This is a genomic window from Staphylococcus saprophyticus subsp. saprophyticus ATCC 15305 = NCTC 7292, from assembly GCF_000010125.1.
GTDB classification, from domain to species: domain Bacteria; phylum Bacillota; class Bacilli; order Staphylococcales; family Staphylococcaceae; genus Staphylococcus; species Staphylococcus saprophyticus.
On the sequence record NC_007350.1, the window covers coordinates 1,547,936 to 1,566,435 of the forward strand.

Here is an 18,500-nt window from a genome sequence, read left to right on the forward strand (position 1 = left end):
TAAACGTCTTAAAATTAACGACGGATACCTAATGATTTAATTAATTCACGGTAACGTTGAACATCTTTGTCACGTAAATAGTTAAGTAAGTGTCTACGACGACCTACCATTTTTAATAATCCGCGACGTGAATGATGATCTTTTTTGTGTTCACGTAAATGTTCGTTTAACGCAGTGATTTCTGCAGTTAATACAGCGATTTGGACTTCTGGAGAACCAGTGTCTGCTTCGTGTGTACGATATTCTTTAATTAGTTCATTTTTGCGTTCTTGTGAAATTGCCATTGTCAATTTCCTCCTTTTAATTTTTATTCGCCTTTATCCGAGCAAAACGTCGGAGTCTCGAGCTGCCAAGGTAAAGGTGCATAAATGTGGATTACACATTCGACTTAAATATTATATGATACTTCATCACCAAAATCAACCGATAATAGATATTTTGCTTTTTCTTTATCTTTGTTCATCTGTTCAACTAAAGGATCTATTCCATCAAATTTAATTTCTGGTCTTAAATAGTGATGCCAATATACGGTTACACGTTCACCATAAATATTTTCACTAAAGTCGAATAAATTCACTTCAATAACTACTTGTGCTTTGGAAGGATCATGAAACGTCGGTTTAACCCCAACATTGGCTACGCCTCGATATGTTTCTTTGTTTACACCAATTTCCATGCTGACAGCATAAACGCCATTTTTCGGCAATACATAATCACCACTCGGTTGCACATTAGCCGTAGGGAAACCAATTGTTCTCCCTCGTTTTTCACCCTGAACAACTGTACCTTTAATACGATATCGGTAACCTAATTCTTCATTGGCCTTCTGCAAATCGCCTGTTTTAAGCGATTTTCTAATATCTGTTGTAGATATTTTTTCTGACTCAATCTCTTGTTTACTCACAACTGTTGTATTAAACTCAGACATTTCATCAAGAATCATCATGTTCCCTTTACCGAATTTACCAAATGTAAAGTCAAAGCCAGCAATCACTTCTTTTACATTATTTTTGATAATATAATCCTGAATAAATTCTTCAGCCGTAACTTCAGCAAACTTAGATGAAAAATTAATAACGATACAATAATCTATACCATATGACTCTAAAATTTCCACCTTATCCTGAATTGGTGTTAAATAATCTGTTCTCTTTAATTTAGGATTTAATACAACTGAAGGGTGCGGATCAAATGTCATGACTGCTTTTTTTAAATTTTGGGATTTTGCTTTGGCATCTAATGTTTCAAATACTTTTGCATGACCTTTATGCATACCGTCAAAAAATCCGAAAGCCATCGCAACCGCTTCTGTTATATATTGATTATCTTGAATTGGATGAGCTACTTCTATCACTTTCATGTGTATGACTCCTTTAGTTAAACACTTTTTTAGGTTTAATTTCATCAAGTTTTTCTGGGTGTGGTTCATAAATTGCTAACACTTTATGTGTTTCATTATCTACCATTATAACGATGTCGTCTATATTTTGCTTGAACTCAGCTTTGTAAAACTTTTGTCCATTTAATATTTTTCCTTTAATGGCGTTATCAGTAATTAAAATTTGTTCAATACCTTTCAAACCATATTCTATAGGAAATAATTTCTCAAGTAACGTGTCATGCTCATGCAGTGACTTTATATCTTCAAGTGTTAGACTCTCATTGATATCAAATCCACCACTTTGCGTACGTGTTAATTTTGACATATGTGCAGGTAGCCCAAGTGCTTTACCAATATCTGTGGCAAGTGTTCTAATATATGTACCTTTACCACATTCAACTATCATATCAAATTGACAAGTATCGTCTACAAAACGCAAATCTGAAATTCGATTAATTTGATAAATGTTGACCTTTCGCTCTGGTCTTTCAACTACTTGATTGTTTCTTGCATATTCATATAGTTTCTTACCATTTACTTTTACGGAAGAATACATTGGTGGAATTTGTATCAGCTCACCTTTAAATTGTTGTAAAACATCATCTATCGACTTAGCAGAAACATCTTGTTCATTAACAGCTGTTTGTTCTAATATTTCTCCAGTCTGATCTTCAGTCGTCGTTGTTATGCCCAAACTAACTGTAGCTTTATAAGTTTTACCCATTTCCATAATGTAGTCACTCACTTTCGTAGCACTGCCAATACAAATTGGTAGAACACCTGAAACTTCTGGGTCTAGCGTACCCGTGTGACCAACCTTTTTCGTTTTTAAAATTTTCCTCAACTTGAATACAACATCATGACTTGTTAATCCACGATCTTTAAACACCGGTAAAATCCCATTATACATTTTCAATTCACCTTCAGAGTCTCATTTTTATTATATATACTATACTAACATGTATTGATTTACGCGTTTATGTAAAAAAGAGCGAGACTGAAATCTATTCGATTTCAAGTTCTCGCTCCTACACTAAGAATCTACAATCTAAATTCAAATATTGAGCTAAATAGAATGTAATAATATATTAATCAACTGTCCACTTCATATTGAATCAAAGACATGTTAATTAATATTTAGTCTTTTTTATGCAAATCCTGAATCATTCTTTCGATTTTATTACCATAATCAATCGATTCATCATATTCAAAATTCAATTCTGGAATGATACGGAGTCTCATTCTAGAGCCTAATTCAGATTTTATAAAGCCTTTAGCTTTTTCTAAGCCTTTGAAGGTATCTGCTTTTTGTTTTTCATTACCTAAAACAGTTAAATAAACCGTTGCAATAGATAAATCATTGGTTAATTGTACGTCAGTAATTGTTAAAAAACCAATTCTTGGATCCTTAACTTTATTATTAGCGATATCCATGATTTCTTGTTTCATTTGTTCGCCTACACGTTCTGCTCTCATATTCATATTTTTCACCTCACATATATCTTACTTCGTCAATTGTTTCCTTACTAACAAATTATATGACAGTTTATTTCATGACGTCAAACAAATATTATTACTTTGTATTCCCTTTTATCGAATCAGTAGAGTTATGTTTGTCATTACAATATATTGCATGTCATATATAAATACAACATATTATATGACAGTTGAGCATAATTTTAATTCCTAACTGTTAATTTTTGAAACATTATTTCATAAGAACGCTATAATTCTATATTTAAATTGCCTAAGCGATGAATTTTTATGCTTAAGTGTAAATGGCATGTGTTTTTCATCAAAGCCATCAACTTTAGTACGTCAATTCATAATGATTTTACACATTTATAAAAATATAGTGCTATACTATAAAACTAATCGATATTATAATTGATTTGATTTTAAAACTTTAGGAGTTGCATCTTTTTTGGAAAAACCAGAACGTCTGCTCTATATTTACACCCGATTACTAAATGGTAAAACGATAAGCAAAGAAGCCTTATCACAAAAACTACAAGTTAATATACGTACGATTCAAAGAGACATTAGTGATATAAATAATTTATTTATGAAGATCATGAATGGCATGGTCTTGAAGGCAAAGTAATATACGATACTACAATTGAAAAACATCGCTTAAAGATTGATAGTTATAAATTTTAAAAAAAATAGATTGCTAAATCTTATTTTTCGAATGAAAGATTTCACCCCGGTTATTCATGAAGATACATATAATCTCATTCGTGGTTTGAATGCTAATTCAAATCTAGCAGAAAAATTATTATCTAATAAATTATTAAGCCAATTCAAAATACATCGTGAACTCAATGAGTCTACTTTAATCTATAAAATTCAACTTGCAATCGAGAATAATCATAAACTCACTATACAACTTGATAATGTCGAGCTCCCTAACATCATTCCAATTTATACGCGCTATTTTGATAACGTGTATTGGATTACGTACTTATATGAGGAAGAAATATATACGCGTGATTTAACAACAATTACAGATATTAAACTAACAAATCAAGTATTTGAACGCGATATCTTTAATCATATTAAACAAGTGAAACTGCTAGTGAAAGATGATATTTGGCCAGAAATAAAGAGACAATTCATTATCTTAGATACTACTCCTTCAGCAGATGGGACTATCGTTAACCTAATTATTTCAAAAGAAGAAAGTATGCATTTAGCGTATCTATATCCTCAGGCTATCATACTTCTACAACCACAATCCTATGTCGATGAATTTAAAAGAAAAATACAAGTTTTATTCAATAATTACGACATTTAAAAAAAGCTTACAGTTAGTGAGACACACATACTATAAGCTTTTTTATTTATTAGTTAGAATTAGAAAATTCATATCTCATAGAATCCATTTTCTTGTGAAAATCAGAATCACCATTTTCGCGTGCAGCCTTTTGTTCTTGATTCCATTTGTAATACTCAATTTTTGATAACGCTTGTTTTTTTCTCAGACGTTCCCTATGCTCTTTATAACTCAATACGTTACATAACGTAAGATGTCTATTTTGTTTAGAAGATAATACAAATAGGTTTTCAATTAAATATTCACAAATATCACTATCCGCAAAATTTTTGAAAATGGATATATATAATTCTTCCTCACTTACGATATAAATTCGTTTTTTATCATCTTTTAGCATTTTAATTAACAAGTTAAAATTTTGCCTCTGGGAAGGAAGTATATATTTAAATGATAAGAAATCTTTCGGTATACCTGCTGCATGACCTGTTTGATAAGGGAAAAATTTAATAACCATTAAACGATTAGGGTCAATATTAAAGTATTTTAAAGTTGACGCATTACTATATAAATATTTTACAAACCATCTATGGCAATCAATATAAGGTAAAAATAATTTTTGACCATCAAATGTTAATTTACCTTGAATATCTAACAAGATCCTTTTTCTATATTCTATTGCTTCAGCTTCAGGCAAACTGAGTTCGTATATTTTAAAATCATTTTCGGGTTGTTTTTTTAATATAACGATATCTGCAATTTCAGGATTTCCAAAATAAGGTCGCGCAGTCGCAGGATTAAGTTCAGCATTTTCGAATGTCACTTTTTGTCTATTTTTATTAACTGTCACTTTACCATTAGCGAAATCAATCATTTTCTTAAATCTTGGAATTTCCATAAAATTTTCACCGAAATGTTTTTTTATATATTCTAAATCTCTAGGATGTAAAAATGCTGTAGTATCATTATTTTTAATGATTGCTTTTAATGTCGATTCATCATAAATAGAGTTATATTGATCTAAATATTGTTGCCAGAATTCATTTATTTCTTTTAAATATTCACTCATCATTTATAACCTCCTATTTATTCTAAGTTTAATCATGCACATAGACAGCCAGTGTCAGCCAATATAAATAAAGGTAATTTTACAATATTTTTTATATCTAATTTACAATTATAAAAAACATCTATTAATTATATAAAATAGTGCGATAACATTTGTATGTTTCAATTATTTAATTTTAATATCTTTTGATATTAATTGTTTAATAAACTATAAACGACGTATACTTAAAATTCGAATCACTGATAAGCCATCGAATTTTGGAATATATATTATATAACAACATAATACATAAAATCAACATCCCTGATATTTTTCACATCTACTATCAACACTCTCTTTTATACGATGCTTCAGAGTACGAAAGCTTTACATCATTATCAAATATAATCTATTTAGTTGTTAACAGATATACTCTCATCGATTCATAAACATATCTTAATTAAATCTAAAAGTCCCTAATGATGACTGATGGTGACTCAATTTACGCCCTTATACAGAAACTTCATTGATAATAAAAAAGCACGCCAAAAATGAGATTTTAATCTCACTTTTGGCGTGCTTATGATGATTTCAATAAAGAAAATGATTATCGTTAGTCTGAGGTGATTATATGCCTGAATCTTTATTTTAATTTAAATTTTATCTTTTAATTTCTACCATTTCGAACGCTTCAATGATGTCGCCTTCTTTAAGGTCATTATACTTTTCAATTGTGATACCACATTCGTAACCTTGAGCTACTTCTTTTGCGTCATCTTTAAAACGCTTCAATGTGTCTAGTTCCCCTTCGAATTGTACAATGCCGTCTCTAATGACACGTACACCTGCATTACGTGTGATTTTACCATCAATAACATAACTACCTGCAATTGTACCGACTTTAGAAACTTTGAAAGTTTGACGAACTTCTGCTTGCCCAATAACTTGTTCTTCAAATTCTGGATCTAGCATACCTTTCATTGCTGATTCTATTTCTTCTATAACGTTGTAAATGACACGGTGTAAACGCATATCTACGCCTTCATTATCTGCCGCACGTTTTGCACCAGTATCTGGTCGAACATTGAAACCGATAATAATACCGTTAGAGGCATTAGCTAAAGTAACGTCTGATTCATTTATAGCACCTACAGCTGTGTGTATAATACGCACATTAACGCCTTCAACATCTATTTTCATCAATGACGCAGCAAGTGCTTCAACTGAACCTTGAACGTCACCTTTGATGATGACATTAAGATCTTTCATTTCACCTTGTTTCATTTGTTCAAATAAATTATCTAATGAAACACTCTTACTTTCTTGACGTTGTTGCATCACATTAGCTTCATGGCGTGCTTCACCAATACGTCTTGCTTGTTTTTCATCTTTAAATACAACAAATCTGTCACCAGCTTGTGGCACATCATTAATACCAGTAATTTCAACTGGTGTAGAAGGACCAGCCGTTTTAATACGTTGGCCTAAATCATTAACCATTGCACGAATTCTACCATACGTGTTACCAACTACGAGTGAATCACCCACATTGAGTGTACCATTTTGAACTAATAATGAAGCAGACGGACCGCGTGACTTATCTAATTCAGCTTCAATCACTGTACCTACAGCATTTTTCTCTGGATTAGCTTTTAATTCTTGTACTTCTGAAGTCAATACAATCATTTCTAATAAATCTTCAATACCGTCGCCACTTAATGCTGAAAGTGGAACGAAGATTGTATCGCCACCCCAGTCTTCTGGAATTAAACCGTATTCAGTTAATTCTTGCATCACACGGTCTGGATTTGAAGTAGGTTTATCAATTTTGTTTACAGCTACAATTGTTGGCACTTCAGCCTCTTTGGCATGATTTATTGCTTCAATTGTTTGAGGCATTACCCCATCATCAGCTGCCACTACTAAAATAGTAATATCGGTAACTTGAGCACCACGTGCACGCATTGTTGTAAAAGCAGCGTGACCAGGTGTATCAAGGAAAGTGATTTTTTTGCCATCATTTTCAATTTGGTAAGCACCGATATGTTGTGTGATACCACCAGCTTCTCCAGCTGTAACTTTTGTATGACGAATAGAATCTAATAACGTCGTTTTACCATGGTCAACATGCCCCATGATTGTAACTACTGCTGGACGTTCTATTGCATTTTCATCTTCTGTTTCATCATCAAAATAAATCGCCAAGTCTTCTTCATCAACTACGATTTCTTTTTCAATTTCAACACCATAATCGTCTACAATAAGTTCTAATGTTTCGTCATCTAATGATTGATTGATATTAGCCATGATACCTAATAAGAATAATTTTTTGATAATACCTGAAGAATCAACATTTAATTTTTCAGCAAGTTCACCAACTGTTATGCCATCTTGGTAGGTAATTTTTGATGGCATTTCTTTTGGTTCTTCTTGTTTAGGTTGTTTGTTATTTTTATTATTTTTGTTGTTCTTGTTATTTTTATTATTTTTCTTATTATTCGGCTTATTATTTTGGTTACCTTTATTCGATTGGTTACCTTTATTGTGAGTTGTTTGTTGTTTATTTTGAGTATTCTTTTGTTGTGATTTCTCACTTTGTTCTGCTTTTTCTGGTTTGTAAATTTTATCTAAAGCTTTAATTTGGTCGTCTTCTAACGTTTGCATATGACTCGTTACCTCAACGTCCATTTTTTTCAATTCATGAATAATTTCTTTACTTTTAATTTTTAAATCTTTTGCGTATTCGTAAATTCTTTTTTTACTCATATAGTCACTCCTTACGATATTCATCAATCATTGACAATAACTTTTTAGCAAAGCCTTGATCAGTGATTCCAATGTTTACACGTTCTGCTTTACCCAAAGCTTGTCCTAATTCAGCTCTCGTTCCAAATATACGTAATGATATATGGTAACTTTCACATTTGTTCTGTATCACTTTAATTGTGTTATCAGAAGCATCCGTTGCAATGATTACGAGCTTTAGTTTGTTCTTTTTCAAATCATTTAAAATAACTGATTCACCTGTTTTTACTTTTCCAGCACGCATTGCTAAACCTAAAAAATTTACGATTTGTTCTTTGGTCATTTAGGTATCTCTTCACGGTATATAAGACGTATAATTTCTTTATACACAGGCTCTAATGTATCAGCATCAGCTTTAAAATACTTTTCTAAAACACCTTTTTGTTGAGCTTCTTCTACTAGCTTAACATCCTTTGATACGTAGGCACCACGACCTTGTTGTTTACCTGTCGCATCAGCAAAAATTTGCTCATCTTTATTGATTACAACTCGAATCATGTCATTTTTAGGATGCATTTCATTTGATAGTATACATTTACGCATTGGAATTTTTTTCTTTTTCATAAAGTATCCACTCCAATTTATTTTTCTGCGTCTTCGTCTTCTATTTCAACTGTCTCTGTTGGTTGCGATTCAGTAGTATCTTCTTCTACTTCAATATTTTCAGACGACACAACATCATCTAATTGCATTTCATCTTCTTCATTTAATGCTTCTTCTGCAGGATAAACGCCTGCTGCTCTCGCATCAGTTTCTGATTTAATATCGATCTTCCAACCAGTTAATTTTGCTGCTAATCTCGCGTTTTGACCACGTTTACCAATTGCTAGTGATAATTGATAGTCAGGGACAACAACGACTGTTGATTGATTTGGCTCATCCACGATAACCTGTAGCACTTGTGAAGGGCTTAATGCATTCTTAACAAATACCTTAGGATCTTCATTCCATTGAACAATATCAATTTTTTCGCCACCAAGTTCTTCTACAACCGCTTCTACACGTGCACCTTTAGCACCAACACATGCGCCAACTGCATCAATATCAGGGTTATCAGAATGCACACTGATTTTAGAGCGATCTCCTGCTTCACGTGCAACAGATTTAACAATAACTGTACCATCAAATATTTCAGGCACTTCTTGTTCAAATAAACGTTTTAATAAGCCTGGATGACTTCTAGAAACATAAATTTGTGGACCTTTTGTAGTTTGTTCAACCTTATTTACGTACACTCTAATTCTTTCATTCGGAATATAACTTTCATTTGGGCTTCTTTCAGCTTCAGATAGTACAGCTTCAGTACGGCCTAAATTCACATATACATAACGATGGTCTACTCTATCAATTAAACCCGTTACAATATCATCTTCTTTATCGATGAATTCATCGTAAAGGATTTCGCGTTCTGCATCACGTAAACGTTGCATAACAGCTTGTTTCGCTGCTTGCGCACCTACACGACCAAAGTCACTTGGCGTTACATCTTCTTCGTAAATATCACCAATTTCATAGGCTGGATTTTTTACTAATGCAGTATCTAAACTAATTTCTTCTCTATCATCCATTGATTCTTCAACCACTTCTTTACGAGCGATTACTTTGAAACTACCTTGATCCATATTTAATTCTACGCGTACAGTTCTCGCGCTATCGTAGTTCTTTTTATAAGCAGTGATTAAAGCTGCTTCAATGGCATCGATTAATACTTCTCTAGGAATCTTTTTTTCTTTTTCTAAGTACTCAGTAGCTAATAATAATTCATTACTTGACACGACTTATCATCCTCCTCATCACGTTATATCATTACAGCATGGCGTGCTTTTGCGATTTTATTTCTTGGAATTTCAATTTGCTTTGTTTTAGCCTTTTCTTTAACTTCCATAACAATGTTTGTTTCATCAACAGATTGTAAAATACCTAACCATTCTTTAGAACCTTCAATCGGTGCATATAAAGAAACAAATACTGGTTTTGTTATTGCATTTTGGAAATCTTTTTCTTTTTTAATTGGTCTTTCAGCACCAGGTGACGCGACATCTAAATAATACATTTCTTGTATAGGATCTTCCGCGTCCATGACTTCGCTGATTTTTTCAGAAGCTAGCGCACAATCGTTTAAATCAACGCCGCCTTCTTTATCTATAGATACTCTTAAAAAATGGTCTTTTCCTTCTTTGGTAAACTCAACTTCTACTAATTCAAAATTTAAGTCGTTAAGGACAGGTTGAATGATAGTCTCAACTTGCTCAGTTATTTTACTCATGCTGACCTCCTTTTTTGGCAAATAGAAAAGAGCGGGTATTATGCCCACTCTTTCTGCCTGAGTCTAATTTTTTAAGCACTATTATTATACCATATGTTCATTTTCTATACAAATAACTATATTTGTTAAACGGCACAATGACAACTTACTTAAGTTATTCTCAAATTTACTTATATTTAATTAATGTCAAATTCAAGTAAAATATATCAACCTCTTATACTTTTACTAAATCTATAAAATAATACACTTAATTGAAATCTAAATAGTCTCTAGTAAATCATATTTAAGGATTACATATCAAAAATGGAAAGCTGTGCTTTATCTGGCAAATTAGGTAATGAACCTAATTCATCTAGATACTCAATAACTTTTTGAGATAAACCAGCTTTTTTATTTAAATCTTCTTTAGATAAGAAAGGCCCTTCATCGCGCGCTTCTACAATTCTTTGTGCAACATTTTCACCTAAACCTGGTACAGCAATAAATGGAGGAATTAAAGTATCCCCTTCGATTATGAATTCAAATGCTTTGCTCTTCTCTAAACTGATTGGTTGCATTCGGTAGCCACGTTGTGCCATCTCGTTCATAATCTCAAGCACCGTTAACGTATCTTTTTCTTTTTTTGCTAAATCCATATAACGTGAATACATATCATTTACCGTGTTACGTATACTTTCTTTATCTTTAATCATTGAGATTAAATCAAAGTCTGAAGCACGTACAGTAAAGTAACTAGCATAGTAATATAATGGATAGTGCACTTTGAAATAAGCAATACGTACAGCCATTAGTACATAAGCTGCTGCGTGGGCTTTAGGGAACATGTATTTAATCTTTCTACATGAGTCTAAGTACCAATCTGGCACTTCATTATCAACCATCGCTTCTACCATATCATCAGTTAAACCTTTACCCTTACGAACAAATTCCATTGTTTTAAAGGCTAATGAAGGTTCCAAACCGTTATACATCAAGTAGACCATGATATCATCACGACAACAAATTACACTTGCTAAATCGCATTTACCAGAGCGTATTAAATCCTGTGCATTACCTAACCATACATCCGTACCATGAGATAGCCCTGAAATTCTAACTAATTCAGAAAATGTTGTTGGTTTCGTATCTTCTAACATTTGTCTAACAAATCCAGTTCCGAATTCTGGTACACCAAATGTACCTGTTTTACATAAAATTTCATCGGAAGTGACACCTAAAGGCTCTGGCGAACTAAAAATGCCCATCGTCTCCTTATCATCTACTGGAATCGTTTTTGGATCAATACCTGACAAATCTTGCAACATACGTATCATAGTAGGATCATCGTGACCCAGTATATCCAATTTCAACACATTATCATGAATGGAATGGAAATCAAAGTGCGTTGTCATCCAAGAAGAACCTTGATCATCTGCTGGGAATTGAACAGGTGTAAAATCGTAAATATCCATATAATCGGGAACAACAATAATACCACCTGGATGTTGTCCAGTCGTACGTTTAACACCAGTACAACCTTTTACAAGTCTGTCTATTTCTGCTCCTCGTTTATGAATACCTTGATCGTTTAAATATCCCTTCACAAAACCAAAAGCAGTTTTTTCTGCAACCGTACCGATCGTTCCCGCACGAAATACTTTATCTTCACCAAATAGCTCTTTAGTATAGTTATGCGCTTCAGGTTGATATTCACCACTAAAGTTCAAGTCAATATCAGGTACTTTATCCCCTTTAAATCCTAAGAAAGTTTCGAATGGAATATCCTGGCCTTCTTTAATCAAATCACAACCGCACGATTCACATTTCTTGTCTGGTAAATCGAATCCTGAACCAACAGAACCATCATCAAAGAACTCACTTTGCTTACACTCTGGACAAATATAATGTGGTGGTAGGGGATTCACTTCTGTAATTTCAGTCATTGTTGCCACAAAGCTCGAACCAACAGAACCACGTGAACCTACTAAGTAACCATCATTCAGTGATTTTTTAACTAATCTTTGAGAAATTAAATATATTACTGAGAAACCATTACCTATAATACTTTCCAATTCTTTCTCTAAACGATCAATGACAATCTGTGGTAAATCATCGCCGTAAAGTGCTTTTGCATTATCGTAACTCATTTCACGTATTTCTTCATTCGCACCTTCCATTCTCGGTGTGAATAGTTCATCTTTAATTGGTACGACACGTTCTATTTTATCTGCTAAATCATTCGTATTCTGAACTACAAGTTCATATGCTTTTTCCTCACCTAAAAAGTGTAATTCATCTAACATTTCATCCGTTGTTCTAAAATGCGCTTTTGGTAAAGTAGAGCGATTTAATGGATTACCCGGTTGAGCGGCAATTAATATTTTACGAGCAATCGCATCATGTTCATTTAAATAATGTGCATTACCTGTTGCAATCACTGGAATATTATTTACATCCCCCGCTCGAATTAAACGATTATAAATTTCATGTAAAGTTTCATTATCTCTTACTAGCTCTCTATCAATTAGATCTTGATAAAGTGCTGGCGGTTGAACCTCAATAAAATCGTAATATTTGGCAATTCGCTCTACTTGAGACTGGTCTTTTTGCATAACTGCTGTAAATACTTCGCCCTCATCACACGCAGAGCCTACAAGTATTCCTTCTCTATACTCATCCAACAAGGAACGTGGAATTCTTGGTGTACGGTAATAATATTGAACAAGAGATGCACTCACAATTTTAAATAGATTTTTCAAACCATCTTGGTTCTGCACAATGAGTGTTACATGATTTGGTCGTGCACGCTTATACGCATCTTCATTTGACAATGACGTATTGATATCTTGATGGTTGTGAACACCAAGCGCTTCTAGCTGCTTAAGCATTTTTATGAACATATAAGCCGTTGCTTCTGTATCATATATCGCTCTATGGTGTTGCGTTAATTCAACCCCGTATTTTTTAGCTAAGAAATTTAAGCCATGCTTACCATATTCTGTATTAATTGTTCTAGATAATTCTAATGTATCAATGACGCCGTTCGTGGAAGCACCAATGCCAACGTGTTCATAACCTGTATCGATGAAGCCCATATCAAATGATGCATTATGCGCTACAAAAATGGCGTCGCCTACCCATGATTTAAACTCAGTAAGCACTTCTTCTATTTCAGGGGCATCTACTAACATGTCATCTGAAATATGCGTTAAGTTTTTAATTGTTTCTGACAATCGTTCATGAGGATTACTGAATCGTTCAAATTTATCAATAATTTCGCCGTCTTTTACTTTAACAGCTGCAAGTTCAATAATTTTATCGTATTGATTTGAAAGTCCCGTTGTCTCAACGTCAAATACTACATAAGTAGCTGTTTTTAGGTCACAATCTTTTGGTTTATATGCGATTGGTACACCATCATCTACCAGCATACCTTCCATGCCATAAATCATTTTAATTCCATTTTTTTCGGCAGCACTATGTGCATCTGGGAATGCTTGCACAACATTATGGTCTGTTACCGCAATGGCTTTATGTCCCCATTTCGCAGCTTGATCTACATAATCTGATATGTTTGGAATACCATCCATTTGACTCATTGACGTATGTAAATGGAATTCAACACGTTTGTCTTCAGCTTTATCTTGTTTTGTAGCTTTTTTTATTTCTTCGATATCTGACATCATCATAACTAGGTCACGTACAAATGTATCTTCCTCAATACGCCCTTGTGCACGAACCCATTTACCTACACTTAAAGCTTTAAAATGCGCTAAATCATCTTTATTTTTACGTGTGAACATTTTCAAGACAAGAGAATCTGTATAATCTGTTACTTTTAATTCTACAATATGACGCCCACTCTTCAATTCTTTTAAATTGATATCGAAAATAACACCTTCTACAGCAGCTTTAAATTCTTCTTCGATAATTGAGTCAATTTGACGTACATTTTCAACTTGGATTGGTTTACCAATTTGACATTTTGAAACATCACTTTCGTTATTGTCCTGTTGTTTTGCTTTTTCAGCCTTCATTTTCTCTAATTTTTCTGTTGCTTCACGCGCACTTTTCTCATCTTCTTCTTGAATATGTGCTTCTAATGACGCTAAATCCCCATCGTTAACTGCACTATCTGTTTCGAAAACGACTTTACTTATATTAAACCCACACTGTTGGTATGCTGCAATCAAACTACCATTACACGCTTTATCAAAGTGATCTCGTTCAACATCGTTTTGGCACATGACTTTTAATACATCACCTGACATAATTAAGCGTTTTTGTTTTAATTGTCCTTTTACTTTGGGTGATAATTTTGTTTGATCAATACAGTGGCTAAAATATTTTATTGCAAATTCATCTTGATTTGTTTTATCTTTTACCGTGAAATTACATTTTACATCTGCAATCGTTTTAAATTCTTCAATGATTGCACCTGTAAAAAGCAAATAATTTTCAATTGTTAAAAAATGTGGGAATGTAATTTGAAATACCCAAGTTCGATCTGATGTTTTGACATCAACACGTGTTAATTCACTATTTTCCAATATTTCTGAATCTAAATGCTCAGTAATTTTGATTTGGTCAGCTAGTATTTTAAATTTTTCCTCATTTGTCATTGCCATGACGATAACCACCTTACTATTAATTACACTACTTTTCTTATATATAGATACTTATATTTTATGACGGTGTATGTATGAATTTACATGTTCTATACTATAACGGAATATCTAAAAATTTCTATTAGTTCAACTTGTCGCACTATGATATTACTTTACATGAATAACAAAAGAGTCTGAGACACAAATAGATGTCTCAGACTTTTTTGTCAATTGGCAGTAGATGTAAAGTCTCACTCTTATACATGAGCTTCAATTCAAGTAATCATCTACCCTAGTCATAATTGTCAAGCTGGGACAATGAAACCTTTTGAAAAATCCGGTTTCTACCTATCTCCCATATTTATACTTTTTAACGCACAGTTTACTTTGTATATTATAACAAATTATCCTAGTTCCTGCTCTAAAATTAGATATTAGAATACAATGTGTTTACATAATTAATTAAATTATCCACATGGACGTCTTCACTTTCACCTGTATCACGACGTTTCACTTCTACTATACCCTCTGCTGCATTTTTACCAACAACCACACGCACTGGCAATCCAATTAAATCAGCATCATTAAATTTAACACCTGCACGTTCTTTACGATCGTCATATAAAACATCGTAGTTTTCTTTTAACTGGGTATATAATTGATCTGCTAATTCACGTTGATCATCTTTTTTAGGATTAATCGTAATTAAGTGTAAATCAAATGGTGTTACAGATTTTGGCCAAATGATGCCATTTTCATCATTGTTTTGTTCAACAATCGCACTTAATGTTCTTGATACGCCAATTCCATAACAACCCATTAATAGTGGCTGTGCTTTACCTTGATTATCTAAAAATGTTGCATTCATTGATTCAGAGTATTTCGTTCCTAATTTAAATACCTGTCCAACTTCAATGCCCTCTGCAAAGCGAGCTGGTCCGGAGCCATCTGATAATGGTTCACCTTCTAATATAAATCTAAAGTCTCCGAAAGCATCAACTTCGAAATCACGACCAATATTAGCATTTAATAAATGATAGCCATCTTCGTTTGCACCAACGACAATATTATTTAAATCTTGAATGAAATTATCGGCATAGACTTTAATCTCTTTATCAAAAACTGGACCTAGCGAGCCAGGTTTCGCACCTAAAAGATTAACAATTTCGTCTTCAGAAGCTAATTCAATATTATCCGTACCAAAGTATGCTTTTAACTTAATATCATTCAATTCATGGTGACCACGAACTAAGACCATAATAAATTCTCCATCTATTTTAAATACCATAGATTTAGTAATTTCGTCTAAGGGTTTGTCTAAGAATGTAGCCAGTTCTTGCGCAGTATGAATATTTGGTGTTTCTATTTTTGTTAATGGTTGTAAATCTTCATGTTTTTCATTGGCTTGATAGACTACTTCCGCTTTTTCAATATTTGCAGCATAGTCACTCTGTTCACTATACACAATCGTATCTTCGCCGATTTCACTTAGTGCCATAAATTCATGTGTGTGACTGCCACCAATTGCTCCTGAATCTGCAACAACTGGTCGCGCATTAATACCAACACGTTTAAATATGCGACCGTATGCGTTATACATGTCTTGATAAGATGCATCTAGAGAGTCCTCATCCGCATGGAACGAATAAGCATCTTTCATGATAAATTCTCTACCACGTAACAAACCGAAGCGTGGACGCTTTTCATCTCTGTATTTAGATTGTATTTGGAATAACGTAAGTGGTAATTGTTTGTATGACTTCAATTCATCTCTAACGATGGACGTTACAACTTCCTCATGTGTTGGTCCTAATGCAAATTCACGTCCGTTACGATCTTGTAGACGCATCAGTTCTGGACCGTAAGCACTCCAGCGACCTGACTCTTCCCATAATTCTGCTTGTTGTAATGCAGGCATTAAGATTTCAACCGCATCTATGCGTTCCATTTCTTCACGCACAATTGCTTCAATATTATTCAGTACGCGTGCAGCTAAAGGTAAATAACTATAGATCCCACTTGTACTTTGTTTAATTAAACCAGCTTTCAGTAATAAACGATGGCTCAGTGCTTCTGCTCCTGCTGGTACCTCTTTCATTGTTGGAATAAATACCTTTGATTGTTTCATTTAACTACCTCTCTCCCTTTTATAAGAAATAACGTTGAATATCGTTCCATGTCACTAAGACCATTATAATAAGTACAAAAACAGCACCAATCGCAATAATTGTTGTTTCGGCTTTCTTATTAACCGGTTTTCTAAATATCGCTTCATATATGACGAATAAAATACGGCCACCGTCTAGTGCAGGTATTGGTAACAAGTTCATTAAGCCTAAGTTAACACTTAATAGTGCCGTCCAAGAAATTAAATTAATGATACCTGTTTTAACTACTGAATCCACAGTGTGATATATACCAACTGGTCCGTTTAGCATATCGAAAGAAAAATGACCAGTAAATATGCTGGCAATCATACTTACAATAGCTGTAAATATTAATTTACCCGCCTCTAGTGATCGTTCAACACCAGCTGCAATTGGTTTAAATATTGTATGTTCGGTACTTGCACTATAGCCTAATAAATATCTAGTTTGTGTATTAGTTTTCGTCACTTTTTGTTCTACTTTTTTAGGCTTGATATCCATCGTATGTGTTTTTCCATCACGTTCAACCGTAACTTCTGTCTTATTATCTTTAATATTTTTTACAACACTATCTATATCGCCTTTAGTTTCAATTTTTTTATCATCTAATTTAACAATTTTATCACCAGATTTAAGACCAGCTTGTTGTGCCGGTGAATCTTTCATGACTTCATCAATGCCATTTGTCGGTGTACCTTGATAATACGCAAGACCGATAAATAATACCAATGTAAGTAAGAAGTTAAATAGTGGTCCAGCAAATAATGTTAAAAACTTTTGATAAGGCTTTTTATACGTGAATTGTCTATCTCTTGGTGCAATTTGAATTAAGCTACCATTTTCAACAAAATATGATTTTTTAGCAATATTATACCTATGACGTTCTTGATCATAAGGCGTTACACCTTCGATATACAAGCCATCTTTAAAATCACATTGTTTCACTTCTATCGCTTCAATTTGTTGGAATTTATGTTGGTCATCCAAAATGATATGTGTAATTTCATCTTTATCATTCAATTTTATTTTAACATGCATACCTGGTTGTACCGGCGGTTCTTCCAAACCATCACCAGCCATACGCACATAACCACCAACTGGTAATAGTCGTATCGTATATAATGTTTCATTTTTTCTAAAACTAAATATTTTAGGTCCCATACCAATAGCAAATTCTGGACACATAATTCCTGCACGTTTAGCAAAAAACATATGCCCATATTCATGTACGGTTACGAGGACACCAAAAACAATGATAAAAGAAATAATTGTTACTAGAAAACTCAATTTGATACACCTCATATTTTCTTAATAAATTAACTGCATGTTGGATAAAATGCAATGTGTCAGTAATGTATACTACCAACTTTAAGTTATAAAAGTATACCACAACTATACTTTGTCATACACGTAACTCTAATCATTTTTATTCAACAGTTATCAACATGCTAACTTATAAATATTGAAAATTTAATTTAGCATTGTGAAATCTTT

The 18,500-nt window shown here is 33.2% G+C and carries 15 protein-coding genes; 2 read left to right on the plus strand and 13 right to left on the minus strand.

Annotated elements, in window-relative coordinates:
* Positions 1-14 precede the first annotated feature (14 nt).
* The 4 genes from rpsO to rbfA all read right to left on the minus strand — a co-directional run bounded on the left by rpsO (position 15) and on the right by rbfA (position 2,863).
* A complete protein-coding gene (rpsO, locus tag SSP_RS07565) occupies positions 15-284 on the minus strand; it encodes a 30S ribosomal protein S15 (RefSeq protein WP_002483448.1) in 270 nt (89 codons plus the stop codon).
* A gap of 104 nt (positions 285-388) precedes the next feature.
* Positions 389-1,360, minus strand: a complete 972-nt coding sequence (locus SSP_RS07570; protein WP_011303252.1) for a bifunctional riboflavin kinase/FAD synthetase — start codon at positions 1,358-1,360, stop codon at positions 389-391.
* A gap of 13 nt (positions 1,361-1,373) precedes the next feature.
* A complete protein-coding gene (truB, locus tag SSP_RS07575; protein WP_011303253.1) occupies positions 1,374-2,291 on the minus strand; it encodes a tRNA pseudouridine(55) synthase TruB in 918 nt (305 codons plus the stop codon).
* Positions 2,292-2,518: 227 nt separating this feature from the next.
* Complete coding sequence (gene rbfA, locus SSP_RS07580; protein ID WP_002483451.1) at positions 2,519-2,863, minus strand: 30S ribosome-binding factor RbfA; 345 nt, start codon at positions 2,861-2,863, stop codon at positions 2,519-2,521.
* Positions 2,864-3,305: 442 nt separating this feature from the next.
* Between rbfA and SSP_RS13180 the strand changes: the two genes are divergently transcribed.
* Positions 3,306-3,485: an HTH domain-containing protein gene (locus SSP_RS13180; protein WP_011303254.1), complete on the plus strand. Its 180-nt coding sequence runs from the start codon at positions 3,306-3,308 to the stop codon at positions 3,483-3,485.
* 87 nt (positions 3,486-3,572) lie between these two features.
* Positions 3,573-4,178, plus strand: a complete 606-nt coding sequence (locus tag SSP_RS07585; protein WP_199189036.1) for a hypothetical protein — start codon at positions 3,573-3,575, stop codon at positions 4,176-4,178.
* Between the two features lie 49 nt (positions 4,179-4,227).
* On the opposite strand, the gene SSP_RS07590 is transcribed toward SSP_RS07585, so the two are convergent.
* From SSP_RS07590 to rseP, 9 genes are all read right to left on the minus strand, one after another.
* A complete protein-coding gene (locus SSP_RS07590; protein ID WP_011303256.1) occupies positions 4,228-5,226 on the minus strand; it encodes a hypothetical protein in 999 nt (332 codons plus the stop codon).
* A 636-nt stretch (positions 5,227-5,862) separates the two neighbouring features.
* On the minus strand, positions 5,863-7,968 hold the full coding sequence (gene infB / locus SSP_RS07595) for a translation initiation factor IF-2 (RefSeq protein WP_011303257.1): 2,106 nt from the start codon (positions 7,966-7,968) through the stop codon (positions 5,863-5,865).
* Between the two features lie 4 nt (positions 7,969-7,972).
* Positions 7,973-8,290 (minus strand): L7Ae/L30e/S12e/Gadd45 family ribosomal protein, encoded by a 318-nt coding sequence (locus tag SSP_RS07600; RefSeq protein WP_002483455.1) that lies wholly within the window; start codon positions 8,288-8,290, stop codon positions 7,973-7,975.
* A complete protein-coding gene (rnpM, locus tag SSP_RS07605) occupies positions 8,287-8,571 on the minus strand; it encodes an RNase P modulator RnpM (RefSeq protein ID WP_002483456.1) in 285 nt (94 codons plus the stop codon). Before rnpM ends, SSP_RS07600 begins: the two co-directional genes overlap by 4 nt.
* Before the next feature lie 17 nt (positions 8,572-8,588).
* Entirely contained in the window at positions 8,589-9,782 is a 1,194-nt protein-coding gene (gene nusA / locus SSP_RS07610) for a transcription termination factor NusA (protein WP_002483457.1), read from the minus strand.
* A 23-nt stretch (positions 9,783-9,805) separates the two neighbouring features.
* Positions 9,806-10,273, minus strand: a complete 468-nt coding sequence (gene rimP, locus SSP_RS07615) for a ribosome maturation factor RimP (protein WP_002483458.1) — start codon at positions 10,271-10,273, stop codon at positions 9,806-9,808.
* 290 nt (positions 10,274-10,563) lie between these two features.
* Positions 10,564-14,880, minus strand: coding sequence for a PolC-type DNA polymerase III (locus tag SSP_RS07620; RefSeq protein WP_011303258.1), 4,317 nt, complete (start codon positions 14,878-14,880; stop codon positions 10,564-10,566).
* Between the two features lie 406 nt (positions 14,881-15,286).
* On the minus strand, positions 15,287-16,987 hold the full coding sequence (locus SSP_RS07625; RefSeq protein ID WP_011303259.1) for a proline--tRNA ligase: 1,701 nt from the start codon (positions 16,985-16,987) through the stop codon (positions 15,287-15,289).
* Positions 16,988-17,006: 19 nt separating this feature from the next.
* A complete protein-coding gene (gene rseP, locus SSP_RS07630; protein WP_011303260.1) occupies positions 17,007-18,293 on the minus strand; it encodes an RIP metalloprotease RseP in 1,287 nt (428 codons plus the stop codon).
* Positions 18,294-18,500: the final 207 nt, after the last annotated feature.